The organism is Micromonospora arborensis, assembly GCF_003205615.1.
Taxonomy (GTDB): Bacteria; Actinomycetota; Actinomycetes; order Mycobacteriales; family Micromonosporaceae; genus Micromonospora; species Micromonospora arborensis.
In genome coordinates this window covers 1-25,774 of the sequence record NZ_PYBV01000023.1, presented here as the reverse complement: position 1 = coordinate 25,774, position 25,774 = coordinate 1, and the positions used below count along the sequence as shown (strand labels likewise).

At 70.6% G+C, this 25,774-nt stretch carries 24 protein-coding genes; 2 read left to right on the top strand and 22 right to left on the bottom strand.

From position 1 onward, the window contains the following. Positions 1–31 precede the first annotated feature (31 nt). The 19 genes from C7C45_RS19080 to paaA form a co-directional block, all read right to left on the bottom strand. Entirely contained in the window at positions 32–2,539 is a 2,508-nt protein-coding gene (locus C7C45_RS19080) for an NADH-quinone oxidoreductase subunit G (protein ID WP_110565042.1), read from the bottom strand. Continuing rightward, complete coding sequence (gene nuoF, locus C7C45_RS19075; protein WP_110565041.1) at positions 2,539–3,855, bottom strand: NADH-quinone oxidoreductase subunit NuoF; 1,317 nt, start codon at positions 3,853–3,855, stop codon at positions 2,539–2,541. The genes C7C45_RS19080 and nuoF overlap by 1 nt, the downstream gene beginning before the upstream one ends. Then, on the bottom strand, positions 3,852–5,021 hold the full coding sequence (gene nuoE / locus C7C45_RS19070; RefSeq protein ID WP_110565040.1) for an NADH-quinone oxidoreductase subunit NuoE: 1,170 nt from the start codon (positions 5,019–5,021) through the stop codon (positions 3,852–3,854). Before nuoE ends, nuoF begins: the two co-directional genes overlap by 4 nt. 53 nt (positions 5,022–5,074) lie before the next feature. Continuing rightward, positions 5,075–6,400 (bottom strand): NADH-quinone oxidoreductase subunit D, encoded by a 1,326-nt coding sequence (locus C7C45_RS19065; protein WP_110565039.1) that lies wholly within the window; start codon positions 6,398–6,400, stop codon positions 5,075–5,077. Beyond that, positions 6,397–7,125 carry an NADH-quinone oxidoreductase subunit C gene (locus C7C45_RS19060; protein ID WP_110565038.1) on the bottom strand — a complete coding sequence of 243 codons (729 nt, stop codon included), beginning with the start codon at positions 7,123–7,125 and terminating at the stop codon, positions 6,397–6,399. Before C7C45_RS19060 ends, C7C45_RS19065 begins: the two co-directional genes overlap by 4 nt. Continuing rightward, a complete protein-coding gene (locus C7C45_RS19055) occupies positions 7,122–7,799 on the bottom strand; it encodes a NuoB/complex I 20 kDa subunit family protein (RefSeq protein WP_030486262.1) in 678 nt (225 codons plus the stop codon). Before C7C45_RS19055 ends, C7C45_RS19060 begins: the two co-directional genes overlap by 4 nt. 14 nt (positions 7,800–7,813) lie before the next feature. Next, positions 7,814–8,179, bottom strand: coding sequence for an NADH-quinone oxidoreductase subunit A (locus tag C7C45_RS19050; protein WP_110565037.1), 366 nt, complete (start codon positions 8,177–8,179; stop codon positions 7,814–7,816). Between the two features lie 190 nt (positions 8,180–8,369). Continuing rightward, complete coding sequence (locus tag C7C45_RS19045; RefSeq protein ID WP_110565036.1) at positions 8,370–9,647, bottom strand: geranylgeranyl reductase family protein; 1,278 nt, start codon at positions 9,645–9,647, stop codon at positions 8,370–8,372. Between the two features lie 139 nt (positions 9,648–9,786). Continuing rightward, entirely contained in the window at positions 9,787–10,011 is a 225-nt protein-coding gene (locus C7C45_RS19040; protein WP_110565035.1) for a hypothetical protein, read from the bottom strand. 84 nt (positions 10,012–10,095) lie between these two features. Further along, positions 10,096–10,806, bottom strand: coding sequence for a demethylmenaquinone methyltransferase (locus C7C45_RS19035; protein WP_110565034.1), 711 nt, complete (start codon positions 10,804–10,806; stop codon positions 10,096–10,098). Between the two features lie 185 nt (positions 10,807–10,991). Further along, positions 10,992–12,389, bottom strand: a complete 1,398-nt coding sequence (locus C7C45_RS19030) for a cell wall anchor protein (protein WP_110565033.1) — start codon at positions 12,387–12,389, stop codon at positions 10,992–10,994. 428 nt (positions 12,390–12,817) lie between these two features. Next, on the bottom strand, positions 12,818–14,008 hold the full coding sequence (gene mqnC, locus C7C45_RS19025) for a cyclic dehypoxanthinyl futalosine synthase (RefSeq protein WP_110565032.1): 1,191 nt from the start codon (positions 14,006–14,008) through the stop codon (positions 12,818–12,820). 315 nt (positions 14,009–14,323) lie between these two features. Next, positions 14,324–15,355 carry a hypothetical protein gene (locus C7C45_RS19020; protein ID WP_146247346.1) on the bottom strand — a complete coding sequence of 344 codons (1,032 nt, stop codon included), beginning with the start codon at positions 15,353–15,355 and terminating at the stop codon, positions 14,324–14,326. Positions 15,356–15,465: 110 nt separating this feature from the next. Beyond that, positions 15,466–16,038: an RNA polymerase sigma factor gene (locus tag C7C45_RS19015; protein WP_110565030.1), complete on the bottom strand. Its 573-nt coding sequence runs from the start codon at positions 16,036–16,038 to the stop codon at positions 15,466–15,468. Positions 16,039–16,461: 423 nt separating this feature from the next. Further along, the gene (gene paaE, locus C7C45_RS19005; RefSeq protein WP_110565029.1) at positions 16,462–17,598 is read right to left on the bottom strand and encodes a 1,2-phenylacetyl-CoA epoxidase subunit PaaE; all 1,137 of its coding nucleotides are present in this window, start codon (positions 17,596–17,598) and stop codon (positions 16,462–16,464) included. Beyond that, on the bottom strand, positions 17,595–18,071 hold the full coding sequence (gene paaD / locus C7C45_RS19000; protein ID WP_110565028.1) for a 1,2-phenylacetyl-CoA epoxidase subunit PaaD: 477 nt from the start codon (positions 18,069–18,071) through the stop codon (positions 17,595–17,597). The genes paaE and paaD overlap by 4 nt, the downstream gene beginning before the upstream one ends. Then, a complete protein-coding gene (gene paaC, locus C7C45_RS18995) occupies positions 18,065–18,790 on the bottom strand; it encodes a 1,2-phenylacetyl-CoA epoxidase subunit PaaC (protein WP_110565027.1) in 726 nt (241 codons plus the stop codon). Before paaC ends, paaD begins: the two co-directional genes overlap by 7 nt. Continuing rightward, positions 18,787–19,071 (bottom strand): 1,2-phenylacetyl-CoA epoxidase subunit PaaB, encoded by a 285-nt coding sequence (paaB, locus tag C7C45_RS18990; RefSeq protein WP_110565026.1) that lies wholly within the window; start codon positions 19,069–19,071, stop codon positions 18,787–18,789. Before paaB ends, paaC begins: the two co-directional genes overlap by 4 nt. Next, positions 19,068–20,135: a 1,2-phenylacetyl-CoA epoxidase subunit PaaA gene (gene paaA / locus C7C45_RS18985; protein ID WP_110565025.1), complete on the bottom strand. Its 1,068-nt coding sequence runs from the start codon at positions 20,133–20,135 to the stop codon at positions 19,068–19,070. Before paaA ends, paaB begins: the two co-directional genes overlap by 4 nt. A 369-nt stretch (positions 20,136–20,504) precedes the next feature. Between paaA and C7C45_RS18980 the strand changes: the two genes are divergently transcribed. Together C7C45_RS18980 and C7C45_RS18975 are read left to right on the top strand one after the other, a co-directional pair. Further along, on the top strand, positions 20,505–21,497 hold the full coding sequence (locus tag C7C45_RS18980; RefSeq protein WP_110565024.1) for a hypothetical protein: 993 nt from the start codon (positions 20,505–20,507) through the stop codon (positions 21,495–21,497). Beyond that, a complete protein-coding gene (locus C7C45_RS18975) occupies positions 21,497–22,459 on the top strand; it encodes a serine hydrolase (RefSeq protein ID WP_110565023.1) in 963 nt (320 codons plus the stop codon). Before C7C45_RS18980 ends, C7C45_RS18975 begins: the two co-directional genes overlap by 1 nt. 52 nt (positions 22,460–22,511) lie before the next feature. Here C7C45_RS18975 and C7C45_RS18970 read toward each other — a convergent pair whose 3' ends face one another. The 3 genes from C7C45_RS18970 to C7C45_RS18960 are packed head-to-tail and all read right to left on the bottom strand — an operon-like array spanning position 22,512 to position 25,451. Then, positions 22,512–23,363: a menaquinone biosynthetic enzyme MqnA/MqnD family protein gene (locus tag C7C45_RS18970; protein ID WP_110565100.1), complete on the bottom strand. Its 852-nt coding sequence runs from the start codon at positions 23,361–23,363 to the stop codon at positions 22,512–22,514. Continuing rightward, positions 23,315–24,823 (bottom strand): MFS transporter, encoded by a 1,509-nt coding sequence (locus C7C45_RS18965; protein WP_110565022.1) that lies wholly within the window; start codon positions 24,821–24,823, stop codon positions 23,315–23,317. Before C7C45_RS18965 ends, C7C45_RS18970 begins: the two co-directional genes overlap by 49 nt. Before the next feature lie 43 nt (positions 24,824–24,866). Further along, positions 24,867–25,451: an ArsR/SmtB family transcription factor gene (locus tag C7C45_RS18960; RefSeq protein WP_110565021.1), complete on the bottom strand. Its 585-nt coding sequence runs from the start codon at positions 25,449–25,451 to the stop codon at positions 24,867–24,869. Positions 25,452–25,774: the final 323 nt, after the last annotated feature.

The window sequence follows — 25,774 nt, the reverse complement described above, 5'->3', positions numbered from 1 at the left end:
CTCACTCGCTGCGCTCGTTCACTCCTCGCGCTCACTGGACACCCCCAGCGTTGGACATCGGACCCGGGAGGCCGGTCTCGTCGGCCGCCACGCGCCCGGCCGGGATGGCCGCACCCGCTGCGGGGACGGAGATCCGGACGATCGCGCCGGACGTCGCCCCGAGGCTGCGTCGCACGGTCGAGCCGGGTGAGTTGGTGGGCAGCCAGACCACGCCGTCCGGCATTTCGGTGAGCTCGGCCGGCAGGGTCAGCGCCCCCCGGTCGGTGCCGACCGTGACCGCGTCGCCGTCGACGACACCGAGCGCCTCGGCGGTGCCCTTACCCAGCCGGACCACCGGCGGGCGGGCGGTGCCGGCGAGGTTCTCGTCGCCGTCGGTCAGGGTGCCGAGGTCGACGAGCTGGTGCCAGGTGGCCAGCACGGCCTCCCCGTCGCCCGGGTGCGGCACCCGGCCCGGCGCCACCGACGGCGCGGACGGCCGAGACGTACGCGTCGCCGGCAGCGTGCCCAGCTCGCGACGCACACTCTGCACATCCGCGGTGCCGAGCCGCACGTCGAACAGCGCGGCCAGCGCGTCGAGCACCCGACCGTCGGTCATCGCCGCGGTGTTCAGCACCGGCTCGAACGGGCGCAGCCGGCCTTCCCAGTCCAGGAAGCTGCCGGACTTCTCGACCACCGGGGCGATCGGCAGCACCACGTTCGCCCGCCGGGTCACCGCGCTGCTGCGCAGCTCCAGGCTGACCAGGAACGGCACCGCGTCCAGGGCGGACTCGGCCAGTCGCGGGTCGGCCAGGTCCGCCGGGTCGACACCGCCGACGACCAACGCGCCGAGCTGGCCGTTGGCCGCCGCGGTGAGGATGCCGTCGGTGTCCCGACCGGCCTGGCTCGGGATCACCCCGGCCGGGATGTCCCACGCCTCACCCAGCTCGGCCCGGGCGGCCGGCTCGGTGACGAGCCGTCCACCGGGGAGCAGGTTGGGCAGGCAGCCCGCGTCGACCGCGCCGCGGTCACCCGCGCGCCGCGGCACCCAGGCGAGCTTCGCGCCGGTACGCCGGGCCACGTCCGCCGCGGCGGAGAGGCCACCCGGCACACTGGCCAGCCGCTCGCCGACGATCAGGATCGCGCCCGGGGCGCTCAGCGCCTCGGCGACCGTGGCGTGCTCGGCGAGCACGCTGGCCTCCTCGCCGGGCACGACCCGGGCCAGCTTGGCACCGAGCTTCTCCAGGCCGCGGGTGGCGAACGGCGCCAGCGCGTACACCGTCAGGGTCTTCTTCAGGTACGCCTTGCGCAGCCGCAGGAAGAGGATCGGGCACTCCTCCTCCGGCTCCAGGCCGACCAGCACGACCGCCGGCGCGTTCTCCACGTCGGTGTAGGTGACGTCGGTGACCCCGGCGACCGAGCTGGCCAGGAAGTCGGCCTCCTCGCGGGAGACCGGCCGGGCCCGGAAGTCGATGTCGTTCGTGTTCAACGCGACCCGGGCGAACTTCGCGTACGCGTACGCGTCCTCGACGGTCAGCCGACCGCCGGTGAGCACCGCCGTGCCCTGCCCGCTCTCCCGTGCCGCGTGCAGCCCCTCGGCGGCCACGGTGAGCGCCTCGCTCCAGGAGGCCTCGCGCAGCTCACCGGTGTGCTCGTCGCGGACCAGCGGGGTGGTCAGCCGGTCGGTGGCCCGGGTGTACTGGAAGCCCCACCGGCCCTTGTCGCAGTTCCACTCCTCGTTCACCGCCGGCTCGTCGCCGGCCAGCCGCCGCAGCACCTTGCCGCGCCGCCAGTCGGTGCGCTGCCCGCAACCGGCCGAGCAGTGCTCGCAGACGCTCGGGCTGGAGACCAGGTCGAACGGGCGGGCCCGGAACCGGTACTGGGCACCGGTCAGCGCGCCCACCGGGCAGATCTGCACCGTGTTACCGGAGAAGTAGGAGTTGAACGGGACGTCCCCGGCGTCGCCCTCTTCGCCGTACGCGTCGTCCCGGTAGATGTTGATCTCCTCGGCGGACGACCGGCCCATCAGGTCGATGAACTTGTCGCCGGCGATCTCCTCGGAGAACCGGGTGCACCGCTGGCAGAGCACGCAGCGCTCACGGTCCAGCAGCACCTGGCTGCTGATCGCCATCGGCTTCTCGTACTCCCGCTTGTGCTCGTGGAAGCGCGAGTCGGTGCGGCCGGTGGACATCGCCTGGTTCTGCAGCGGGCACTCGCCGCCCTTGTCACACATCGGGCAGTCCAGCGGGTGGTTGAGCAGCAGCAGCTCCATCACCCCCTCCTGCGCCTTCTTGGCGACCGGGGAGGTGAGCTGGGTACGAACGACCATGCCGTCGGCGACGGTCTGGGTGCAGGAGGCGACCGGCTTGCGCTGCCCCTCCACCTCGACCAGGCACTGCCGGCACGCGCCGGCCGGGGCCAGCAACGGGTGGTCGCAGAACCGGGGGATCTCGGTGCCCATCTGCTCGGCGACCCGGATCAGCAGCGTCCCCTTGGGGGCGGTGACCTCGACGCCGTCGATGGTGAGCGTGACGGTCTCGGTCTGCTTGGCTACATCAGTCATCAGTGCGCCCCTACCAGGGTCTTCTCTGACAGCTTCGGTGCGGTCCGTCCCTCGATGTAGTCGAGGTAGTCCTGCTTGAAGTACTTCAGTGACGAGGTCACCGAGCTGGTCGCGCCGTCACCCAGGCCACAGAACGAACGGCCGAGGATGTTGTCGCAGGTGTCCAGCAGGGTGTCCAGGTCCTCGTGGGTGCCCTGACCTGCGAGGATCCGCCGGTAGACCCGGACCATCCAGTAGTTGCCCTCGCGGCACGGGGTGCACTTGCCACACGACTCGTGGTGGTAGAACTCCAGCCACCGGTACGTCGCGTACACCGGGCAGTCCTGGTCGGAGAAGATCTGGGTGGCCGTGGTGCCCAGGATCGAGCCGGCCGCCGCCACACCCTCGAAATCCAGTGGCACGTCCAGGTGCTCGGCGGCGAGCAGCGGGGTGGACGATCCGCCCGGGGTCCAGAACCGCAGGTTGTGCCCGGGCTGCATGCCACCGGCCAGCTCCAGCAGCTCCCGCAGCGTGACGCCCATCGAGCACTCGTACTGGCCCGGGTTGGCGATGCGGCCGGACAGCGAGTAGATCATCGGCCCGGAGGACTTCTCGGTGCCCATGGACTTCCACCAGTCGGCCCCACCGAGCACGATCGGCGGCACGCTGGCGATGGTGCCGACGTTGTTCACCACCGTCGGGCTCGCGTACAGGCCGTGGGTGGCCGGGAACGGCGGACGCAGCCGGGGCTGACCCCGGAACCCCTCCAGCGAGTCCAGCAGCGCCGTCTCCTCGCCGCAGATGTACGCCCCGGCGCCGGAGTGCACCACCAGTTCCAGGTCGTAGCCGCTGCGCAGGATGTTCCGGCCGAGATAACCCTTGTCGTACGCCTCCTGGACGGCGTTGCGCAGCCGGCGCGCGGCGTGCACCGCCTCGCCGCGGATGTAGATGTAGGCGCGGTTGGCCCGGATCGCGTACGAGGCGATGATCACGCCCTCGACCAACGCGTGCGGGTCGTGGGTCATCAGCGGCAGGTCCTTGCAGGTGCCCGGCTCACCCTCGTCGGCGTTGACCACCAGGTAGTGCGGCTTGCCGTCACCCTGCGGGATGAAGCCCCACTTGAGCCCGGTGGGGAAGCCAGCGCCGCCTCGGCCCCGCAACCCGGAGTCCTTGATCAGCTGGATCAGGTCGTCCGGGTGGGCCTTGAGCGCCTTGCGCAGCGCGGCGTAGCCGTCCAACTGCTCGTACGTGCCGATGCGCCAGGCGTCCGGTGACAGCCAGCGCTTGGTCAGCACCGGCGTCAGCTTGGCCACGGTCTCCGGGCGGGGAGTGGTCACTTCTGGGCCCCCGTTTCGCTCGCGTCCGCCGGTCCGGCGCCGTCGGCGTCCGTCCCAGCCTTCGCTTCGGTGAGGTTGCGCTCCTGCGCCCCGGCCTCGTCGCCGGCGGGCTTGCCGTCGCCGGCCGGCGCATTCGCCGCCACGCCGGCGGCCTCGGCCGACCGCGCGTCGCCAGTCTGGGGCGCGGTGCCGGTGCCGTCCGTCGGGACCTTCGTGCCAGGGGCGTCCGGCACTGCCGTGCCCGCGTCCGGCTGCCGGGTCTCGGCGGTACGCACCTGCGGCGACTTGTCGTCCGGTGCCTTGACGTCCCGCGTGGTGCTGCCACTGGCCTCCGCCGGCTTCGCCGGTTCGGCGACCCCGGCCGCGCCCGTCGGGGCGGACGCCCCGTCGCCACCCTTGACCGGCGCCGCGCTGGCCTCGGCGGGCGCCGGCTTGGCGGCCTCCGCCTTCGCCTTCGCCTCGGCGGCCGCCTTGTCCGCCTCGGCCTTGCTGCGGATCGGGGTGTTCGGGTCGAAGCCCGGCACCGAGACACCGTGCTGCTGCGCGAGCCGCAGCCCACGCAGGGTGGGCTCGCCCGGACCACCGTCGGCGACCGCGCCGTCGCGATCGTCGGCGAAACCGGCGAGCTGCACCGCCATCTCCTTGAGGGTGCAGAGCCGGGCGCCGCGGGTCGGCATCGGCCGCCCGCCCGCCCGCAACTCGTCGACCACACCGACCGCGGTGGACGGGTCCACGCCGTCGAAGAAGTCGTAGTTGACCGTCATCACCGGGCCGTAGTCACACGCGGCCAGGCACTCCGCGTGCTCCAGCGTGATGGTGCCGTCGGCGGTCGTCTCGTCGTGGCCGACGCCCAGGTGCTCGGAGAGGGTGTCGTAGATTTCCTGGCCACCGAGCACATTGCACATCGTGTTGGTGCAGACGCTGACCAGGAAGTCACCGGTCGGCTTGCGCTTGTACATCGTGTAGAAGGTGGCCACCGCCCCGACCTGGGCCTTGTTCAGCCCCAGCACCTCGGCGCAGAACGTCACCCCGGCCGGTGAGACGTACCCCTCCTCGGCCTGCACCAGGTGCAGCAGCGGCAGCAGCGCCGAGCGGGACCGGTCCGCCGGGTAACGAGCGATGATCTCGCGCGCCCGCTCCCGGGTCTCTTCAGTGAAAACACTCATCGGCGTCGCCTTCCCGTTCGCGACTGCGGGGCTCGCAAGCTCACTCCTCGCACTCACCTGTCACACCCGCCCATGACCGGGTCCAACGAGGCGCCGCCGGCGATCACGTCGGCGATCAGACCGCCCTCGGCCATCGCCGGGAGGGCCTGGAGGTTGACGAAGCTCGGCTCCCGGTAGTGCACCCGGTACGGCCGGGTGCCACCGTCGGAGACCGCGTGGACGCCCAACTCGCCGCGGGGCGCCTCGATCGCGACGTACACCTGGCCGGGCGGGACCCGGAAGCCCTCGGTCACCAGCTTGAAGTGGTGGATCAGCGACTCCATCGACTGACCCATGATCTTCGCGACGTGCTCCAGCGAGTTGCCCATGCCGTCGACGCCGATGGCCAACTGCGCCGGCCAGGCGATCTTGCGATCGGCGACCATCACCGGGCCCGGACGAAGCCGGTCCAGTGCCTGCTCGACCAGCTTCATCGACTCCCGGATCTCGGCGAGCCGGACCTGGTAGCGGCCCCACACGTCACCGTCGGGGTGGGTCGGCACGTCGAACTCGTACGTCTCGTAGCCGCAGTACGGCATGGTCTTGCGCAGGTCCCACGCGAGGCCGGCGGAGCGCAGCACCGGCCCGGTGATGCCGAGCGCGACACAGCCGGTCACGTCCAGCACCGCGACGTTCTTCGTCCGCTCGGTCCAGATCGGCTGACCGGAGAGGAGGTCCTCGTACTCCTTGAGCTTCTTCGGCATCATCTTGAGGAACTCGCGGATCTTGACGATCGCCTCGTCCGGCACGTCCTGCGCCACACCGCCCGGCCGGACGTACGCGTGGTTCATCCGCAGACCGGTGATGGTCTCGAAGATGTCGAGGATGTACTCCCGCTCGCGGAAGCCGTACAGCATGATCGAGATCGCGCCCAGCTCCATGCCGGTGGTGGCCAGCCAGACCAGGTGCGACGAGATCCGGTTGAGCTCCATCATCAGCACGCGGATGGTGGTGGCCCGTTCGGTCACGTCGTCGGTGATGCCGAGCAGCTTCTCGACGGCGAGGGCGTACGCCGTCTCGTTGAAGATCGGGGCGAGGTAGTCCATCCGGGTCACGAACGTCGAGCCCTGGACCCAGTTGCGGTATTCGAGGTTCTTCTCGATGCCGGTGTGCAGGTAGCCGACGACGGAACGGGCCTCGCGGACCGTCTCGCCCTCCAGCTCCAGGATCAGCCGCAGCACCCCGTGCGTGGACGGGTGCTGCGGACCCATGTTGACCACGATCCGCTCGTCGTTGATCGGGTCGGTGCCCGCGACGATCGTGTCCCAGTCCCCACCGGTGACGGTGAAGACCCGGCCCTCGTCGGTCTCGCGCTCGCTGGCGTAGTTCGACGTCGTCACTGGTACGACCTCCGCTTGTCCGGCGGCTGGATCTCCGCGCCCTTGTACTCGACGGGGACGCCGCCGAGCGGGTAGTCCTTGCGCTGCGGGTGGCCCTCCCAGTCGTCCGGCATGAGGATCCGGGTCAGGTTGGGGTGGCCGTCGAAGACGATGCCGAACATGTCGTACGCCTCCCGCTCCTGCCAGTCCGCCGTCGGGTAGACCGCGGTCACGCTGGGCAGGTGCGGGGCCTCCACAGAGACCGCGGCCTCCAGTCGGACCCGCCGCCGGTACGTCATCGACGTGAGCAGATAGATCACGTGCAGTCGGCGCTCGTCGGCGCCCAGGTAGTCCGCACCGGACACCGAGGAGCACAGCTCGAACCGCAGCGCCAGGTCGTCCCGCATCACCTGGCAGACCTCGGCGATCCGCTCCGGCCGCACGTGCAGGGTCAGCTCACCCCGGTCGACCACGACCTTCTCGATCGCGTCGCCGAAGGCCGGGTACGCCTCCTCCAACGCGTCGCGGACCTCGTCGAAGTAGCCCCCGTACGGCCGGGGGGTCTCCTCGATGGGCTGGCGCTGGCGGACCAGGCCGCCGTAGCCGGACACGTCGCCGGTGCCGTGGTTGCCGAACATGCCGCGCCCGGCCGGGCTGGCCGGCGGCAACTCGGCGGGGGCTCCGCTGGTGGCACCGGCCGGAACCACCGGCACCGGTACGCCGCCGTCGTTGGGCTTGTCGCTCATTTGGGGCCTGCCTGCGGGTGGAGGTGGTTCTGCGCGTTCATCCAGTTCTCGATCCGCAACTGCTCCTCGCGGCCCTCGCGGACCGCCCGGGTCCACTCGGCACGCCGCGCCTTGTCGCTGCGGTACGAGGAGGGCATGGAGCCGTACGGCACGACCGGAACGTCGCCGCGCTCCTGGCGGGCTGCCAGCATCTTGCGGCCGTTCGGGCCCAGCGGCTCATACATGATCTTCTCGCGGAGCTTGAGGATCGCGTCGATGAGCATCTCCGGCCGGGGCGGGCAGCCGGGCAGGTACATGTCGACCGGCACGACGTGGTCGACGCCCTGCACGATCGCGTAGTTGTTGAACATGCCGCCGCTGCTGGCGCAGACGCCCATCGAGAGCACCCAGCGGGGCTCGGCCATCTGGTCGTAGATCTGGCGCAGCACCGGGGCCATCTTCTGACTCACCCGGCCGGCCACGATCATCAGGTCGGCCTGTCGGGGCGACGCCCGGAAGACCTCCATGCCCCAGCGGCCCATGTCGTAGTGCGGACCACCGGCGGCCATCATCTCGATGGCGCAGCAGGCCAGGCCGAAGGTAGCGCCCCACACGGACGACTTCCGGGACCAGTTGACCAGCTTCTCCACCGAGGTGAGCAGGACGCCGGCGGGAAGCTTCTCCTCGATGCCCATCTGACGTTCCTTCCTCAGTCCCAGTCCAGGCCGCCGCGCCGCCACACGTAGGCGTACGCAACGAAGACCGCGACGATGAACAGGACCATCTCCACGAAGCCGAAGATCGGCAGAGCGTCGAACGTGACCGCCCAGGGGTAGAGGAAGATGATCTCGATGTCGAAGACGATGAAGAGCATCGCCGTCAGGTAGAACTTGATCGGGAACCGGCCGCCGCCGACCGGCTGCGGGCTGGGCTCGATGCCGCACTCGTAAGCCTCGAGTTTGGCCTTGTTGTAGCGACGGGGACCGGCGAAGCGGGCGGCGCCGACGGAAAACAGCGAGAACGCCGCGGCGAGGGCGAACAGCCCGATGATCGGTGCGTAAGGCGAGAGCGACATCGTTTTCTCCTGCTCGTCCTTCCCTGCCCTCGGTGCTTGACGAAAATCACACTATTCACGTCCCTCGCAGTGGCAGTCGGCGGGGGTCGATCTTTGTCAGCTCGGGGCTGTGACCAGCACCGATGCCGTCCTGCTCATACGGCTCCCGCTTTCGTTCACGACTGCGGGGCTCGCAAGCTCACTCCTCGCGTTACACGGCTGGCGCGGCCTTCGTCATCGCATTGATGACCCGGTCCATCGCATCCCCGCCGCGCGGGTCGGTCAGGTTGGCCAACAGCTTGAGCACGAAGCGCATCAGCGTGGGGTGCGGCATCCCGTGCTTGGTGGCGATCCGCATGATCTCCGGACGGCCGATCAGCTTCACGAAGATGCCGCCCAACCGGTAGTAGCCGCCGAGCCGGGCCTTCAGCTCGTTCGGGTACGCCATCAGCGCCCGCTCCCGCTCCGGACCGGCCGGTCGGGCGAGGGCCTGGACCATGACCTCGGCGGCCAGCTCGCCAGACTCCATCGCGTACGCGATGCCCTCACCGTTGAACGGGTTGACCATGCCGCCCGAGTCGCCGACCAGCAGCACACCGCGGGTGTAGTGGGGCACCCGGTTGAAGCCCATCGGCAGCGCGGCGCCGAGGATCGGGCCGTCGGCGTTGGTCTCGTCGGTCATCCCCCAGTCCTCGGGGGTGTTGGCGAGCCAGTCGGTGAGCAGCCGGCGGTAGTTGGTCTTGCCGAACGCGGAGGACGAGTTGAGCACGCCGAGGCCGACGTTGACCCGCCCGTCACCGAGGCCGAAGATCCAGCCGTACCCGGGCAGCAGGTTGTCGCCGCTGTCCTTGCTGCGCAGCTCCAGCCAGGACTCCAGGTAGTTGTCGTCGGCCTTGGCCGGCGAGCGGTAGTAGCGGCGGACGGCCACGCCGATCGGCCGGTCCTCCCGCTTGGCCAGCCCGAGCGCGAGCGGGAACCGGCCGGAGACCCCGTCCGCCGCGACGACCAGCGGGGCGTGGAAGGTGGCGGGCTCCTTGCCCGGCCCGACCTCCGCCTCGACGCCGGTGACCCGGCCGTCACCGTCGAGCACCGGGCCCAGCACGTTGACGCTGGTCCGCAGTTTGGCACCGGCTGCCACCGCCCGCTGGGCGAGCAGGTCGTCGAAGTCCAGCCTCGTGCGCACGAGACCGTAGTTGGGGAAGCTGGCGAGCTCGGGCCAGTCCAGTTCGAGGCGTACGCCGCCGCCGATGACCCGCAGACCTCGGTTGTGCAGCCAGCCGGCCTCGGCTGAGGTGTCGACACCCATCCGGACGAGCTGGCGCACCGCGCGCGGGGTCAACCCGTCGCCGCAGACCTTTTCGCGTGGGAACTCGGTCTTCTCCAGCAACAGCACCCGTACGCCGTGCCGGGCCAGGTGGTACGCAGTCGCTGACCCACCGGGACCGGCGCCCACGACGATGACGTCGGCATCGTGTTCCACCGCGGTCATTCGCGCCTCCTCCCGCACGCTCGTGAAATCCTTCACAAGCCAGACGGGACGAGTGTATGACCGGCGTCATACCTGCGCAGGGTCAGGGGTACCTAACTCGCCGATGTGACAATCCATGACCGTCCACAGCGGTCAGGTGTCAGGCGGGGCTGGAGGCGTCCAGACCCGCATCGACGCGGATCGCCTCCGGCAGATGCTCGCGGAGGGCGCCACCCGCGGCCCGATCCAGCGCGGCCAACACCTCGGCGACCACCTGCCGGACCTCCACCGGGTCGGCTCCGGCCAATGCGCGCAACTGCGCGATGAGTTCAGCCGCGTCGTCGTCGGTGGCGGCCACCGGGTCCGCCGGGTCTGCTCCGGTCATGCGAACGAGCGTACGGGGCAAAGTGGACCAAAGCCCGATATTCACGAAACCTGAATAATGTCCGTGCCCGCCTCGCGTGCGCTGCTACTCGCGGATCCCCCGGTGCAGAGCCACCACGCCACCGGTCAGGTTGCGCCACGCCACCCGCCCCCACCCGGCTGCGGCGATCCGGCCGGCCAGCGCGTCCTGCGCCGGCCAGGCCCGGACCGACTCGGCGAGATAGACGTACGCCTCGGGGTTGCTCGACACCGCGCGGGCGACCACCGGCAGCGACCGCATCAGGTACGACAGGTAGACCGTCCGGAAGACCGGATTGACCGGCGTGCTGAACTCGCAGACCACCAGCCGCCCGCCGGGCCGGGTCACCCGAGCCAACTCCCGCAGGGCCGCGTCGGTGTCGTTGACGTTGCGCAGGGCCAGGGAGATGGTCACCGCGTCGAAGCTGGCGTCGGCGAACGGCAGCCGCAGCGCATCTCCGGCCAGCAGCGGCACCTCGGGACGAGCCCGCTTGCCGACCTGCAACATGCCCAGCGACAGGTCGACCCCGACCGCGTACGCCCCGGACTGCGCAAGCTCCCGCGTCGAGACGCCGGTGCCCGCGCCCACGTCCAGCACCCGCTCACCCGGCCGCAGCCCGAGCGCCGCTCTGGTGGCCCGACGCCAAGAGCGGTCCTGACCCAACGAGATCACTGTGTTGGTCAGGTCGTAGCGCTCCGCCACGCCGTCGAACATCGCGGCGACCTCGTGCGGCTGCTTGTCCAGGCTGGCGCGCTGGCCCTTCGGGGTACGGCTCATCCCTCCCACTCTGCCAGCCGACCACCGACCCGCGCTCGCTGGGTGGTGCGGCATCCGACCGGTACGCGAGAGGGCGAGGTGGTCGCCCACCCCGCCCTCGCGTCGTGCCCGCGTCCATGACGCCTCGGTCAGGACGCCTGTCGCCATCGCGCCTCTGCTACGCGCCCTTGGTCAGGGCACCCGTGTCAGTCGGTCGACTTCTCGTCGGCCGGCGAGACCACTACCACCTTGCGCCGACGGGTGAGCACCAGCAGCGCGCCGCCCACGAGCAGGATGATCGCGCCGATGCCGCCGATCAGGCCGACCTGCACACCGGTCACCGGCAGGCCGCCACCGCCCGAGCCGCCACCGGCGGAACCGCCACCGGAACTCGGCGAGACGGTCGTGCCCGGCGTCGTCGTACCACTCGGGCTCGGCGTCGGGGTGGCCGTCGCGGTCGGGGTCGGCGTGGGCGTCTCGGTCGGGGTAGCCGTCGGCGTCGGCGTCGGCGACTCCGTCGGGGTAGCAGTCGGCGTCGGAGTCGGCGACTCCGTCGGAGTAACAGTCGGCGTCGGCGTCGGCGACTCCGTCGGAGTAACAGTCGGCGTCGGCGTCGGGTCCACGGTCTGGTCGACGAAGACGTCGAAGATCGCCTGGTTGTCACCCTCGTCGACTTCGGTGAAGGCACTCCGCTGGGCGGTACTGGCCCGGCGCGGCTGCTCCTCGGGCTTGCCGGCTGCCGCGTCCAGACCGTGGGCCACCAGCTCGCCGACCCGCAGCACCGGCTCGGTGACGTCCTTGCCGACGGTCACCTTGATGTCGGCCGTGTAGTAGTCACCCGGCCGGATCACCGCGCCGTCGTCCTGGCAGAGCGCCTGAGCGACGCCGAAGGTCTGCGTGGTGCAGGTGTCCGGCAGGGTGTCGAAGGTGACGCCCGCCGGGAGGGTGAGCACGTAGGCGAGACCGGTGGCCTTGCGGCTGCCGTCGTTGTAGACCGCCCAGTCGACCGGCACCGTCTCGCCCGGCCGCACCGGACGAAGGTCGGGGTCGTCGCCGTTGACGCCGTTCACCACGACGTTCGCGTTGACGTCTTGCACCCAACTGGTCAGGTCGTACCCGGGCTCGGTAACGGTGATGTCGTGCTCGACCCTGTTGTCTTCCTCGTTGGGGTCCTCGGTGGCCGAGCGGATCGTGACCACCAGAGTCCCGGCGGCGCCCTTACCACCGGTGGAGAAGATCGGGATGCCGAAGTCCTCGCTGGTGCCGGCGGCCAGGTCGCCGAGGCGGCAGGTGAACTTCTTACCGTTCACCCGGCAGCCGTCGGGCACCACGACCCGGACCTTGTTCGTCTTCAGCTTGCTGGTGTCGACTGTGTAACTGACACCCTTGGCGTCTTCCTTGCTCCGGGTGTTGTCGACAGTGAACTTGAACGGCTTGCTCTTGGCCTCCGTCACGCCCTTGGCCAGGTTGTAGCTGAGTGGCACGAGGGCCAGATCGGCCTCCTCGGCCGCCAGCACTGGGGCGGCCACGGCGGCGATGCCGCCGGCCGCGAGCAGCGCCACGACACTGGCGCGCACCAGCGTCGAGCGATGGAACGCTGTCATCAGTCCCCCGGGGGTAGGGAAGAAAGAATGGTTGTGGAACGAGCGGACGCTATCGGAGGCCGATCTTCCACGCCAGCAGGCGGATTCGTTTTCATCCGTCCGGCCCGAGCTGGGCAGACGGTACGGGCGGGATGGGTGACCATCCCGCCCGTACCGCCGTGCGTTATATGAACGACCCTCAAACGGGCCGATGGAGGACAGCCCTCACGACAGGACCATCAGACCACCCGCCACCAGCACGGTCACGCTGATTTCACCGGTTCACGCTGCCGACGGATACGAGCCGCGACGCTAGCCGCAGACGATCATCTCCACCACCCCCGCGACGGGCAGCCTGACGCTGCGGCGGCGGGGACCACCCGTACCGCCGACGCGACCGGGCGAGAGCATGAGCCCCGGTCAGCCGAACGGTCGACCGTCGACAGGCGTCAGTTGACCTCGACGAGCGGCAGCGACTTGCCCGCCCCACCGCCGGGCAGCGCGATCGAGGAGAAGTGCGAGACGACTCGCTCGTCGGTCGGGTCGTCGGCCGGCGTGTGGTGCACGGCGAGCCGGTTGTAGAGGGTGTCGCGCTGCGCCGGGATCCGGTCCGCCGAGCGGATCATGCCGATCAGCTCGTGCAGGTTGGAGCGGTGCCGGGCGCCGGCGGAGGAGATCACGTTCTCCTCCAACATGATCGACCCGAGGTCGTCCACGCCCATGTGCAGCGCGAGCTGCCCGACGTCCTTGCCGGTGGTCAGCCAGGACGCCTGCAGGTGCGGCACGGTCTCGAAGAAGAGCCGGGCCACCGCGACGAGTCGCAGGTATTCCAGCGTGGTCGCCTGGGTGCGGCCCTTGAGGTGGTTGTTCTCCGGCTGGTACGTCCACGGGATGAAGGACCGGAAACCGCCGGTGCGGTCCTGCACGTCGCGAATCATGCGCAGGTGCTCGATCCGCTCGGCGTGCGTCTCGCCGGTGCCCATCATCATGGTGGCGGTCGACTCGATGCCCTGCCGGTGGGCCAGCTCCATGACCTCCAGCCAGCGCTCGCCCGACTCCTTGAGTGGCGCGATGGCCCTACGCGGCCGCTCGGGCAGCATCTCCGCGCCGGCGCCGGCGATCGAGTCCAGGCCGGCGGTCTTGATCCGGGCGATGGCCTCGTCCAGGCTCACCCCGGACACCTTCGCCATGTGCAGGATCTCGCTGGGGCCGATCGAGTGGATGACCAACTGCGGGTACGCCTGCTTGACCGAGGAGAACAGCTCCTCGTAGTACTCCACGCCGTAGTCCGGGTGGTGCCCGCCCTGGAGCATCACCTGGGTGGCACCCAGCTCGACCGCCTCGCCGCAACGACGCAGGATCTCCTCGGTCGGGTGGGACCACCCTTCCGTGTGCTTGGGCGCCCGGTAGAACGCGCAGAACTTGCACGCCGTCACGCAGACGTTCGTGTAGTTGATGTTGCGGTCGATCAGGTACGTGACGATGTTGTCCGGGTAGCGCCGCCGGCGCACCGCGTCCGCCGCCTCACCGAGGGCGTGGAAGGGCGCCTCGGTGTAGAGCAGCAGGGCCTCCTCGGGCGTGATCCGCCCGCCGTCCGCGCCACGCTGCAGGATGTCGTCGATCTCCCGGCTCACCGTCACGCCCCCGAGCCTACGCCGACGACGCGCCCCTCCCGGGAGGGGTGTTCAGGGCTGTGATTCGCTCCGCACACCCTTGATCCGGCTGGCACCAGTATCCCAACAAGGTCGAACCGCGCCCTTTCCGCGATCTTGCACTTGCTGTGGCGACATAGGGGGCGTTCCGCGCATCTCGGCGACCGAAACCGCAAGATCGGCGCGGGCGGGGCGAACAACCAGAACGACGGTGCGGGCCGCCTGGAGGCGGCCCGCACCGTTACCGAACACCGGGCGCGTTACGCCCGTCTGCCGGAATGCTGGCGGGTGGGAGTTCCCGGCCTACAGGTCGGCCTTCGTCACGCGGGAGGATTCGTACGTCGTGGAGGCCTGGGGGGTGCCCGGCACGGTCGAGACGTCCTTGACCAGCATGCCGGTCTCGGCGTCGATGGTCAGCACCTCGCTGGCCACGCCGTCGAACACCTCGGGGCCGGCGGTGATCGTCAGCGTGGCCTTGCCCTGGGTGGTCGAGTTCTTGACGCTGACCGCGGAGATGGTGGACAGCAGACGCAGCACACCGGCCCGAACCTGCGTGTTGCCGTCACCAGCGGACAGCGCTTGGGTGCTGAACGTCCACAGGGCGTTGTCGAAGTGCCGCTCAACGGCCTGGGGGCTGTACGGCTTCGGCTCGGCGTTGCCGCCCTTCTGCTTGATGATCACCTGCGCGGCCGCCTGCTGCTTGTCCCACTCCGCCTTCTGCGCTGCGGGGTCGAGGCCCACCAGCGGATCCTTGGCTGCCTTGAGCATCTGGGTCCGGCCGTCGGCCGGGCTGCTGTCCGCCGCGGCGACGGCTGCCTTGAGGAGCGGAGCGTAGCCGCCGTCCGTCATCTGGTCCTGGTGACGGGCGATCGCACGCTTGATGTCGTTCACGCTGTTGCCCGAATAGATCGCGTGACCGTCCGTGTACAGCGTGTAGACGACCTGCATGGTCTTGGTGCCGTTTACCTGCGTCGCCTTCACCAGCCACGCGTCGCCCCCCGACGGAGTGACCGTCTTGATGGACCCGGCCAGGGTCATCAGCGGCGCGCGCTCGGCGGACCCGTCGACGGAGGTCGATCCCGAGGCGGCGGCCGACGAATCCTTGCCGGCCTCGATGCCCCCGGTCGCCGGCGAGTTGAGCACCACAGCGACGACTGCCGCCGCGGCGGCAACCCCCACCCCGGCGCCGATGCCCAGTCGGCCCGCGATACCGATCCGGCGGCGGCGCCGAATCGCCGGGCTGGATTCGTGGTTCTGCGTGGTTGTCGTCGTTTCCATGCTTGAAGTCGCCTCCATAGTCGTGTCCTCCGCTGATATCGCGCCCAGCAGCCGCACGGTTCCGGGGTCGGCCATAGCCGCCCGCAGCACCGCCCGTGCCCGCTGATACGCCTCCGGGCGCAGTGGTTCTGCGCTGCCCAACGCACCGACCAGATCGAGCTCGTCGGTCATCGGTGTCTCTCCTTCGCGCTGTTGCGGTCATTCAGAAGCGCGGACACCCCCGGCGCGTCGCGCAATGCCGTCCTGGCCTGGCTCAGCAGCCGCCGCGCGGTGCCGGCCGGTATGCCGAGTGCCCGCGCGGCGTCGGCTGCGGTCAGGTCCTCCCAGGCGACGAGCCTCAGGACCTCCCGCTCTTCGGGTTTGAGCCGCATCAGGGCCGACCGGAGCACCGCCCGGGCGTCCACGCCGAGGTCCACCGCCGACCACGGATCCCATCCAGTAGCCACGTCCGGCACGTCCGCGACCAGGTCCTCGTCCGGCCGGGACCGCCAGTAGCGCCGCAAGCGATTCAATGCCACCCCGTACAGCCACGGCCGCGCATCGTTGTACGACCGGTCGTACAAACGCCGCGACTCGAACGCCGCAACCCAAACCTCGCCCAGCAGGTCCTCGGCCGCATCCCGCCCCGCCCGACGAACGAGGTACGAACCGACGGCGGCCTCATGACGCTCGACCACCTCCACGAAGGCGTCGACGTCGCCATCCAGCGACCGGCCTATCAAATCCGCATCCGAAGCCATGGCCCTCCTCGGCAAAGTCCGCGCTTCAACCTGTCATTGCCGATCGGGCGGGAAAGTGTTCAGGGCCGAGGTCCGAGGGCGCGCGGTGTTGTCGCCGCACCTGCTCCGCGGATTGCCGTCGAAGTCGATCTCAGGTCGCCCCGCCCCGCGTCGCTTGACGCCCGAAAGGACTGCGGTGATGTGCTCCGAACCGCTCGGGAGCTGGTCAAATGCCCTGGCAGCGCAGCGTCGAAGCCGACGGCGAGGCGGGTACAGGTGTTGCGCAGGTGGGCCAGGGCGAGCAGGGCCGGGCGGCCCGGTTCCGCCGCTGACCTGCAAGGTCAGGCTGGAAAAGGCTCAGCGGTTGGGGCAGTGGACCCACGTCCGGAGCGATCAGCGACTTCCGGCGCTCCGCCAGGAGCTCCTGGACGGGGTCTGCGTAGGTCAGGCGTCGTAGTCGACCGTGAGCCTGTCGGTGGTGGGGCTGGACTGGCAGGTCAGGACATAACCGGCCGCCAGCTCGTCGGGCTCCAGGGCGTAGTTGCGGGCCATCGTGACCGCCCCGTCGACCACCTTCGCCTTGCAGGTCGAGCAGACACCACCCTTGCAGGCGTACGGCAGTTCGCCACGAACCTTCAGCGCGGCGTCCAGCACCCGCTCCTCGCGACCCATCGTGAAGCTCGAGGACCGGCCGTCCAGCACGATGGTGACCTCGGCCCCGGCACCCGCCTGGTCGACGGGACGGCGGACCGGCTCGGGCGGCGCGTCGACGTGGAACAGTTCGGTGTGCACCGCCGACTCGGGCAGCCCGTGTGCGGTCAGCACGTCCCGGACGTCGACCACCATGGCGTACGGGCCGCAGAGGAACCACTCCTCGATCACGTCGCCCGGCACGATGCTGCCCAGCAACCGGCCCAGCCGCTCGGCGTCGATCCGCCCGGAGAGCAACGCCGACTCGCCCTGCTCCCGGGAGAGCACGTGCACCAGGTGCAGCCGGGTGGGATAGCGGTCCTTCAGGTCGGCCAACTCCTCGGCGAACATCACCGTGTTCGCCGTGCGGTTGCCGTACACAAGGGTGAAGGTGCTGGCCGGCTCGACGGCCAGTGCGGTCGCGACCAGCGCGAGCACCGGAGTGATCCCGGAGCCGGCGACGACCGCGCCGTAGTGCCGCACCCGGTCCGACGCGAACGCCGTGGTGAAGGTGCCCAGCGGCGGCAGCACCTCGACCATGTCGCCACGACGCAGCGCCCCGCAGGCGAACGCCGAGAAGGCGCCGCCGGGAATCTCCCGCACCCCGATCCGCAGCCGGCCGTGCCGGGCCAGGTCGTCGGGGGGGGAGCAGATCGAGTACGACCGGCGCACGTCCGTGCCGTCCGCACCAGCGGAGCTGGTGGCCCCGGCTCCGCCGGGAAGACGCACGGTGAGGTGCTGACCAGCCCGGAACGCGAAGGTCTCCCGCAGATCCTCCGGTACGGCGAAGGTCACCGCCACGGCGTCGTCGGTGAGCCGGTCGACGGCGGCGACCGACAACGGGTGGAAGACCGGCCGACGGCGGACCGGGCGGGTGATGGTGACAGTCACAGCGCCTTCAGGTGGTCGAAGGGTTCGGAGCAGGAGCGGCAACGCCACAGCGCCTTGCACGCGGTGGAACCGAACCGGCTGACCTGTTCGGTCTCCGGTGAGCCGCACTGCGGGCAGCGGACCGCGAGGGTCAACGGCACGACGCCGGCGGTGGGCACCGGGGCCGGCGGGGCGATCCCGGCGGCGACGAGCTTGGCCCGCCCGCTCTCGGAGATCCAGTCGGTGCTCCACGGTGGGCTGTAGACGGTGCGGACCTCGGCGTCGAGGTGACCGGCGACCGCGAGCGCACGGCGAATGTCGGTCCGGATCACGTCCATGGCCGGGCAGCCGGTGTAGGTCGGGGTGATGGTGACGGTGACCCGGCCGGTGGTCGAGTCCTCCTCGACCGCCCGCAGGATGCCCAACTCGTCGATGGTGATCACCCGGATCTCCGGGTCCACGACGCTGGCGGCGGCCTCCCGCGCGCTCACCACTTCGCCCCCGGATGGGCGCGGTGCAGCACCTGCATCTCGGCGAGCAGGTAGGCCAGGTGCTCGGTGTGCACGCCGGCCCGCCCGCCGGCCGGGGCCCAGCCGCTCTCCGGCCGGGTGAGTGTCGCCTCGGCCAGCACCGAGCCGACGGTCTCGTCGAACGCCGGCCGCAGGGTGGCCGGGTCGACCGGCGCCGCCGGGTCCGCGGCGAACAGCTCGTGGGTGTACGGCCACACCGCGTCGACGGCCGCCTGCATCCGACGGTGCGACTCCTCGGTGCCGTCGCCGAGCCGCTTCACCCACAGCGCGCCGTGGTCCAGGTGGTACGCCGACTCCTTGCGCGCCTTCGCGCCGATCGCGGCCAACCGCTCGTCCGCGCAACCGGCCAGCGCCGTGTACAGCGGCAGCTGGTACGCCGCCAGGAAGAACAGCTTCGCCATCGTCACCGCGAAGTCGCCGTTGGGCAGCTCGACCAGGAGCGCGTTGCGGAACTCGCGGTCGTCGCGCAGGTACGCCAACGCGTCCTCGTCGCGGCCGGCGCCCTCCAGCTCACCCGCGTACGACAGCAGCAGGCGGGCCGCACCGAGCTGGTCGAGGGCGATGTTGGCCAGCGCGATGTCCTCTTCCATCTCCGGGGCGCGCGTCGTCCACTCGGCCAGGCGTTGAGCGGTGACCAACGCGTCGTCGCCGAGGGCGAGAGCGAAGTCGAAGGGCCCGTTCACAGGTGAGCCACCCCGTCCGGCACCTCGTAGAACGTGGGGTGGCGGTAGACCTTGTCCGCAGCCGGGTCGAAGAAGGCGTCCTTCTCGTCCGGGCTGGACGCGGTGATCGCGGCGGCCGGCACCACCCAGATCGACACGCCTTCCTGGCGACGGGTGTAGAGGTCCCGGGCGTTGCGCAGGGCCAGCTCCGCGTCGGGGGCGTGCAGGCTGCCGACGTGGGTGTGCGACAACCCGCGCCGGGCCCGCACGAAGACCTCCCACAGAGGCGAGTGATCCGTCATGCCGCCACCTTCTCCCGCTGTTCTGCCCGCTTGGCGGCGTACGCCGCGGCGGCCTCGCGTACCCATGCGCCCTCGGAGTGTGCGGCCCGGCGGTGGGCGATCCGCTCCCGGTTGCACGGCCCGTCGCCGGAGATCACCCGCAGCAGCTCGTCGTAGTCCGGCTGGGTGTAGTCGTACGCCTGCCGCTCGTCGTTCCAGCGCAGGTCCGCGTCGGGGATGCGCAGCCCGAGGATCTCGGCCTGCTGAACGCACATGTCGACGAAGCGTTGGCGCAGATCGTCGTTCGAGAAGCGCTTGATCTTCCAGGCCATCGACTGCGCGGAGTGCGTGGAGTCACCGTCCGGCGGGCCGAACATGGCCAGCGACGGGTACCACCAACGGTCCACCGCGTCCTGAGCCATCGCCTGCTGCGCGGGGGTGCCGTGCGCCAGGGTGTGCAGGATCTCGTAGCCCTGCCGCTGGTGGAACGACTCCTCCTTGCAGACCCGGATCATCGCGCGGGCGTACGGGCCGTACGAGCAGCGGCACAGCGGCACCTGGTTGACGATCGCCGCGCCATCCACCAGCCAACCGATCGCGCCCACGTCGGCCCAGCTCAGGGTGGGGTAGTTGAAGATCGAGCTGTACTTCTGCCGCCCGTCGAGCAGCAGCCGGACCAGCTCGTCGCGGCTGATGCCGAGGGTCTCGGCGGCGGCGTAGAGGTAGAGGCCGTGGCCCGCCTCGTCCTGCACCTTGGCCAGCAGGATCGCCTTGCGCTTGAGCGACGGCGCCCGGCTGATCCAGTTGCCCTCCGGCTGCATGCCGATGATCTCGGAGTGCGCGTGCTGGGCGATCTGCCGGATCAGCGTCCGGCGGTACGCGTCGGGCATCCAGTCGCGTGGCTCGATCTTCTGCTCGGCGTCGACCACCTCGGCGAAGTACGCCGCGAGGTCCTCGTCGGGCGCGGGTCCGCCACGCCGCCCGCGTTGTGCCGCCGCGCGCAGCTCCGCCTCGGCAGCCTCGACCTCGCCCAGCAGGCCGCCGCCCGGCGCGTCGGCCGGGGTCGAGAAGTCGTTGCCATACATGGGACAAGTGTTACAGCTTGCGACCCAAGAAACCAGACCGTGTAACAGGAAACCGAGGATCCCATCCGTGATGGAATGAGCGCTTTGCGTCACCCGGGCGGGAGGACTTCGTCGTGACTTAGGCCACGAAACGAAGGTGAATCCCCGCAAGAACCTCATATCGGTCGCATATCCCGCCTTTATCGCGGATTGCCTAGTGTCAGGGCCTGGCGGGCCACCCAACCGGACGTAGACTTTCCGCCGTCACACCGATCGGCTTCAGCTGATCGCCGCCAGACAGAGGCCACCTCCCCCGGCCTCGGCGATTGGTCGATCTGCCCGGACAACAAGCCGGTCCCCCCGGCCCTGACACCTGGAGCTCACCCACTCATGCGATCCCGCGTGACCCTGGTGCTCGCCATCACGGCGGTCCTGCTCGGCGGCGTCCTACTGGTCCCCGCCGCGTACGCCCGCCTCTCCAGCGACGACAGCAGCGGAGGCGGTGGCGGCGGTGCCGCCTCGGTCGCCGCGCCATCACCCACGCCGCCGCCACCGCCCACGCTGGCGGCCGGCCCGGTGTCGGTGGACTTCAAGGGCCAATTCTTCTCGTGGGCGCTGATGGATCGGCAGACGGGCAAGATCGCCGGGTCGCCGAACATGACCGCGACCAGTTCCACCGAGTCGATGCTCAAGGCCTGGATCGTCTCCGACTACCTGCGGCAGCTCGGTGACAAGGAGCCGACCGCAGCGCTGAAGAAGGCGGCCAGCCTCGCCATCCGGGACAGCAACGACGACGCCGCCAACATGGTCTACCGGGCCGCCGGCGGTTCGTACGCCGTGCCGGCCGGTGGCCAGCCGGGGCCCGTGCTCAAGCGCGCGATCAGCATCTGCGGCCTGACCGATACCAAGCGCGGCAACGTCCCGGGGTACGAGGGCTGGTGGAGCTTCACCCGAATGTCCCCGCGGGACGCCGTCCGCCTCGGCGACTGCATCGCCGACGGCAAGGCGGCCGGCCCGAAGTGGACCAAGTGGGTGCTCACCGAGATGAGCAAGGTTCAGGGCACCACCGCGGACAAGGACCAGAAGACCAAGTACGGCGGTGGGCGCTGGGGGATCATCGACGGCCTGCCGAAATCGATCACCGATCAGGGCCCGGTCAGCATGAAGAACGGTTGGACGAAGCTCACCTACGACGGCAACTGGCACGTCAACTGCCTCGCCGTCACTGACAAGTGGAGTCTCGCGGTGATGCTGCGCTACCCGGCGGCGAAGTACCCACTGGACTACGGCGCGCAGGTCTGCGCCAGCGTGGCCACCCAACTGGTCACTCCGCAGCCAGGCGCCGCGCTCAAGGTGCCGCAGCAGCCGGTCGGGAAGCTCTGATGGCCGGCAATCGTCGGGCCGACCGGCGCGGCGGCGGTGAAGCCTCTCCGCTGCGGCTGATCGCCATCGCGGTCATCCTGATCGGCCTGGTCCTGGTGTCGCTGCGGCTGCTGCCCGGGTCGCCGTTCGAGTCGTCCGCCGCCGCCACCTGGGGCGACGCCGGCACGTCGACCAGCGATCGGTCCACGAGTGGGGCCACCGACCGCAGCGCCCGCCAGCCGGCCTCACCGTCGCCGAGCCCCAGCCCGTCGCTGGAGCCGCTGCCGTTCGTGGCCAAGGACCTCAACCTGGACATCAAGGGCTGGTACTCCTGGAGCGTGCTGGACCGCCGGACCGGGGCGATCATCGGTTCCAAGAACATGGGTGAGACCAGCACCACCGCCTCTCTGATCAAGTCCTGGATCGTCGCCGACTACCTGCGTCGCACCGCCGACGCCGGCCAGACGCCGAGCGACGCGAAGCTCGCCGACGCAACGAAGATCATCCGGGACAGCGACAACACCCGGGCCGAGCAGTTCTACAACTCCGTCGGGCGGGACGCGTCGATCAAGCGGCTGATCTCCATGTGCAAGCTGACCGACAGCAGCGTCGCCCCCGACAAGGGCTGGTCCCGGACAGCGCTCTCCCCTCGGGACACCGCCCGCCTCGGCAACTGCATCGCCACCGGCACCGCCGCCGGGCCGAAATGGACCAAGTGGCTGCTCAACGAGATGAAGCTGGTGCGCGGCGCGGGAGACTTCGGCATCCGCAAGGCCTTCCCGGCCGCTGAGCAGAAGCAGATCGCCATCAAGAACGGGTGGATCGACCGGACCCAGGAGCAGGAGATGCACATCAACTGCCTGGCCATCGGTGACACCTGGACGATGGGCGTGATGGTGAAGTACCCGATCAACATGGGCTACGACTACGGCATGAAGAACTGCCAGAAGATCACCGAGGCGCTACTGCGCCCCGGTGTCTGATTCGCTCGCCCCGGCCGGTGCCGGCTGATCAGCCCCGGCCGGTGCCGGCTGATCAGCCGGCGAAGAACTCCGGACCACCTTCCGGCAGCGCCGGGGCCTCGCCGATCGCGGCGGCTCGCCGGGCCCACTCGCGCAGCCCGGCGACCTGCCGGTCACCGAGCGAGAAGTCCAGGGTCCGGAAGTACGTGGCAAGTGTCGCCGCGTCGAACGTCTCCCAGCGGGCGGCGGCCTCGGCGACCTGGTCAAGCTCAGCGAGGCAGAGGTCCCGGGAGCGCAGGAACGCTTCGTGCACCTCCTTGACCAGGCCGGGGTGGGCGGCGGCGAAGTCTCGACGAACCGCCCAGACGGCGAAGACCATCGGCAGCCCGGTCCACTCCCGCCACGCCTGCCCGAGGTCGGTGACGATGAGCCCCCGCTGCGGCGCCTCGTAGTACGCCCGTAGCGCCACGTCCCCGATCAGCACCCCGGCGTCGGCCTCCAGCAGCATCTGGGTCAGGTCCGGTGGGCAGCGGAAGTACTCCGGCCGCACGTTGTACTGCTCGGCGAGCAGCAACTGAGCCAGCATCACCCCGGTCCGCGAGGTCGAGCCGAGCGCCACCCGGGCGCCGTCCAACTCGGCAAGGGGTCGGGTGGAGACCATGTTGACCGAGAGCACCGGCCCGTCGCTGCCCACCGCCAGGTCCGGCAGTAGGAGAAGTTCGTCGGCGTGCTTCAGGTACTCCAACAGCGTGATCGGGCCGATGTCGAGGTCGCCGGCGACCAGCGCCGCGCTCAACCGGTCCGGCGAGTCCTTGTGCAGGTCCACGTCGATCAGGGTCCCCGAGCGCATCAGACCCCAGTAGATCGGCAGGCAGTTCAGGAACTGGATGTGCCCGACCCGCGGGCGTGCGATGCGCTCAACCATGACCCGACCGTATCCCCGGCGTCCGAATCCGGCTCGGCGGGCCGGCCCGGAGTGGCCAACCCCGCATCTGCCCCGACCGGCTGCCTCTCATCTCCGCCCGGCTCGGCCGCCTGCGGCCCGGCTGCCGCCCGGTCCACCGCCGGCTGCGGACCGGTTGCCGCCCGGTCCACGGCCGCCTGTGGCCCGTCCACCGCCCGGTCCAGCACCGGCAGCGGGCGTCGTATCGCCCGGGCCACGACCGGCACGAAGACCAGCACCACCAGCAGCCCGGCCACGCCCGCGCCGGCGATCAGTGGGCGGGGCTGGACAGCCGCGAGCAACGACCCGCCGATCAGGAAGCCGGCCATCGAGCCACCCTGCACCGCCGCGCCGTAGCTGGCGTACGCCCGAGCGCGAACCGCCTCCGGGACGCGTCGAGTGGTGAGCAGGTTGGCGAAGACGTTCTCGCCGCCGTTGGCCGCGCCGCCCACCAGCCAGAGCGGTACCAGGAGACCCGCCGCCGGCACGGTCGCGGCGAGCAGCACCATGAGGCTGCACACGCCCAGAGTGGCCAGCACCCCACGTACCAGCGCAGCATCGTCGCGGAGCCGGTTGGCGACCCGCGCGGCGAGCCAGGCACCGGGCAGCATGCCGGCCATCCACGCAGCACTGACCAGGCCATACGTGGTGGGTGAGCCGTCCAGCGTCTCCCGGATGAAGAAGACCTCGATCACGTTGATGCCGCCGATCGCCGCGATCACCACGGCGGTGCTCACCACCATGACGAGCATCAGCGGGTCGCGGCGCAGCCGCCACGCGGTGGTCGTACCCCCAGGGTTTGCCGCGCCGCCCGAACTGGCCGCGCCGCCGTGGGCGGCCTGGTCAGACGGTGCGGCGGCGGGCCGGCGACCGCCGCGCCGGGTCCGCAGCAGCAGGCCCGCGACGACGAGCGCCAGGTAGGTCGCGGCATCGAGAAGCAGGGGTACGCGGGTGCCGAACTGCCCCACCAACAGGCCGGCCAGCACCGGGCCGCCGAGCGCGCCGAGCGAGACAGCGGTCTGACTGATCGCGCTCGCCCGCGGCAGGTCGGCCGGACGGACCATCGCCGGCAGTAGCGCCGCCAAGCAGGGCTGGGTCACCGCGAGCCCGCAGGCCAGCAGGGTGACGAGCCCGACCACCAGGACCGGGTGATCGACGACCGCGAGCAGCGCGCAGATCGCGGCCTGGAGCAGACCGACGGTCACCAGCAGGGTACGGCTGTCCACCCGGTCGGCGAGCCGGCCAGCGAGCGGGGCGAGCACCACCAGGGGCAGGGTGGCCGCCAGGAGTAGCCCCGACACGGCGAGCCCTCCGGCACCGGCACCCTGCAGGGCAAGCGCCAGCGCGGTGGCGGCGAGAAAGTCCCCGCAGATCGTGACGCCCCGAGCAGTGGCGGCGAGCCAGACGTCCGACCAGCGCGAGTCGACAGTTGTGAAGGACATACTTCGAAAATAATCCTTCACAACTGATCGAAGCAACCCCTGACTACGCCAACGGCAGCGCCCGATAGTGCACGGCCACGGTGCGCGCCCCCGGCGGCGGATCAGCCTCACGCCGCCGCGCGTGGTACGGGCGGAGCAGCGCCAGGACCGCCTCGTTCAACCCGGCCAACTCCTCGGCCGTGAGCAGCAGCAGTGTGTCGTTGAACAGCGCCTTGTCGTACCACTCGGCCGGCTCGTCCCCGGCGCGCCGCGACCAGTCCCGAATCCGCTCCATCCCCCGGACCGCGTGCGCCTCCACCACCGCCTGCTCGGCCGCACGTGCCGCGGGCCCCGCACCACGTCCCGCATCGACCACGAAACTCGCGGTCACCACGCGCCACACTCGCTCGCGCGCATCCCCCCGACTCGGTGCCTGCTCAACCAGGCCGAACTTCGCCAACGCCCGCAGGTGGTAACTGGTCGCGCTCGGCGACAGCCCGACGATCTCGGCACACTCGGTGGCGGTTGCACCGCCCTCGCGGCTGTTCAGGTATTCCATGATGGAAATCCGGGCCGGATGGGCCAGCGCCCGCATCACCTGCGGGTCGCTGATCGTCATCCGGGGCGAATCGGGGCGAGCCTCGGTCATGAACCCATGATCCCGGCAGGCCTCCCGACCCGCCATCATCCCCACGTTCCGCACCGAGCCAGGCAAGGAGGCGACGCGCCTTGGGGCGCGGACGTCGGGCGAGCGACAGTCTGCGGCGGGACGGGCGGGGTGCGGCGGCGGCGGGGCAGCGGGCGAGGCGCGGTGGGACAGGCGCGGCGGGGCGGCGGCGAAGCGCGGCGGGGCGGCGGCGAAGCGCGGCGAAGCGCGGCGAAGCGCCGGGGAGCGCGGCGAAGCGCCGGGGAGCGCGGCGAAGCGCCGGGCACCGGGGCGCCGGGGGCGGGCGCGCGCGCGGCGGGCAGGGT

Bases quoted from the DNA above. Each gene is read 5' to 3' on its own strand.
- C7C45_RS18960 (WP_110565021.1), bottom strand. From the start codon at position 25,451: ATGACCGAGGCTCGCCCCGATTCGCCCCGGATGACGATCAGCGACCCG.
- C7C45_RS18970 (WP_110565100.1), bottom strand. From the start codon at position 23,363: ATGGTTGAGCGCATCGCACGCCCGCGGGTCGGGCACATCCAGTTCCTG.
- C7C45_RS19045 (WP_110565036.1), bottom strand. From the start codon at position 9,647: ATGACCGCGGTGGAACACGATGCCGACGTCATCGTCGTGGGCGCCGGT.
- C7C45_RS19080 (WP_110565042.1), bottom strand. From the start codon at position 2,539: ATGACTGATGTAGCCAAGCAGACCGAGACCGTCACGCTCACCATCGAC.
- paaB (WP_110565026.1), bottom strand. From the start codon at position 19,071: ATGACGGATCACTCGCCTCTGTGGGAGGTCTTCGTGCGGGCCCGGCGC.
- C7C45_RS19015 (WP_110565030.1), bottom strand. From the start codon at position 16,038: ATGGCTTCGGATGCGGATTTGATAGGCCGGTCGCTGGATGGCGACGTC.
- C7C45_RS19035 (WP_110565034.1), bottom strand. From the start codon at position 10,806: ATGAGCCGTACCCCGAAGGGCCAGCGCGCCAGCCTGGACAAGCAGCCG.
- C7C45_RS19055 (WP_030486262.1), bottom strand. From the start codon at position 7,799: ATGGGCATCGAGGAGAAGCTTCCCGCCGGCGTCCTGCTCACCTCGGTG.
- C7C45_RS18975 (WP_110565023.1), top strand. From the start codon at position 21,497: ATGGCCGGCAATCGTCGGGCCGACCGGCGCGGCGGCGGTGAAGCCTCT.
- C7C45_RS18965 (WP_110565022.1), bottom strand. From the start codon at position 24,823: ATGTCCTTCACAACTGTCGACTCGCGCTGGTCGGACGTCTGGCTCGCC.
- C7C45_RS19030 (WP_110565033.1), bottom strand. From the start codon at position 12,389: ATGACAGCGTTCCATCGCTCGACGCTGGTGCGCGCCAGTGTCGTGGCG.
- C7C45_RS18980 (WP_110565024.1), top strand. From the start codon at position 20,505: ATGCGATCCCGCGTGACCCTGGTGCTCGCCATCACGGCGGTCCTGCTC.
- C7C45_RS19060 (WP_110565038.1), bottom strand. From the start codon at position 7,125: ATGAGCGACAAGCCCAACGACGGCGGCGTACCGGTGCCGGTGGTTCCG.
- C7C45_RS19050 (WP_110565037.1), bottom strand. From the start codon at position 8,179: ATGTCGCTCTCGCCTTACGCACCGATCATCGGGCTGTTCGCCCTCGCC.
- paaA (WP_110565025.1), bottom strand. From the start codon at position 20,135: ATGTATGGCAACGACTTCTCGACCCCGGCCGACGCGCCGGGCGGCGGC.
- nuoE (WP_110565040.1), bottom strand. From the start codon at position 5,021: ATGAGTGTTTTCACTGAAGAGACCCGGGAGCGGGCGCGCGAGATCATC.
- C7C45_RS19040 (WP_110565035.1), bottom strand. From the start codon at position 10,011: ATGACCGGAGCAGACCCGGCGGACCCGGTGGCCGCCACCGACGACGAC.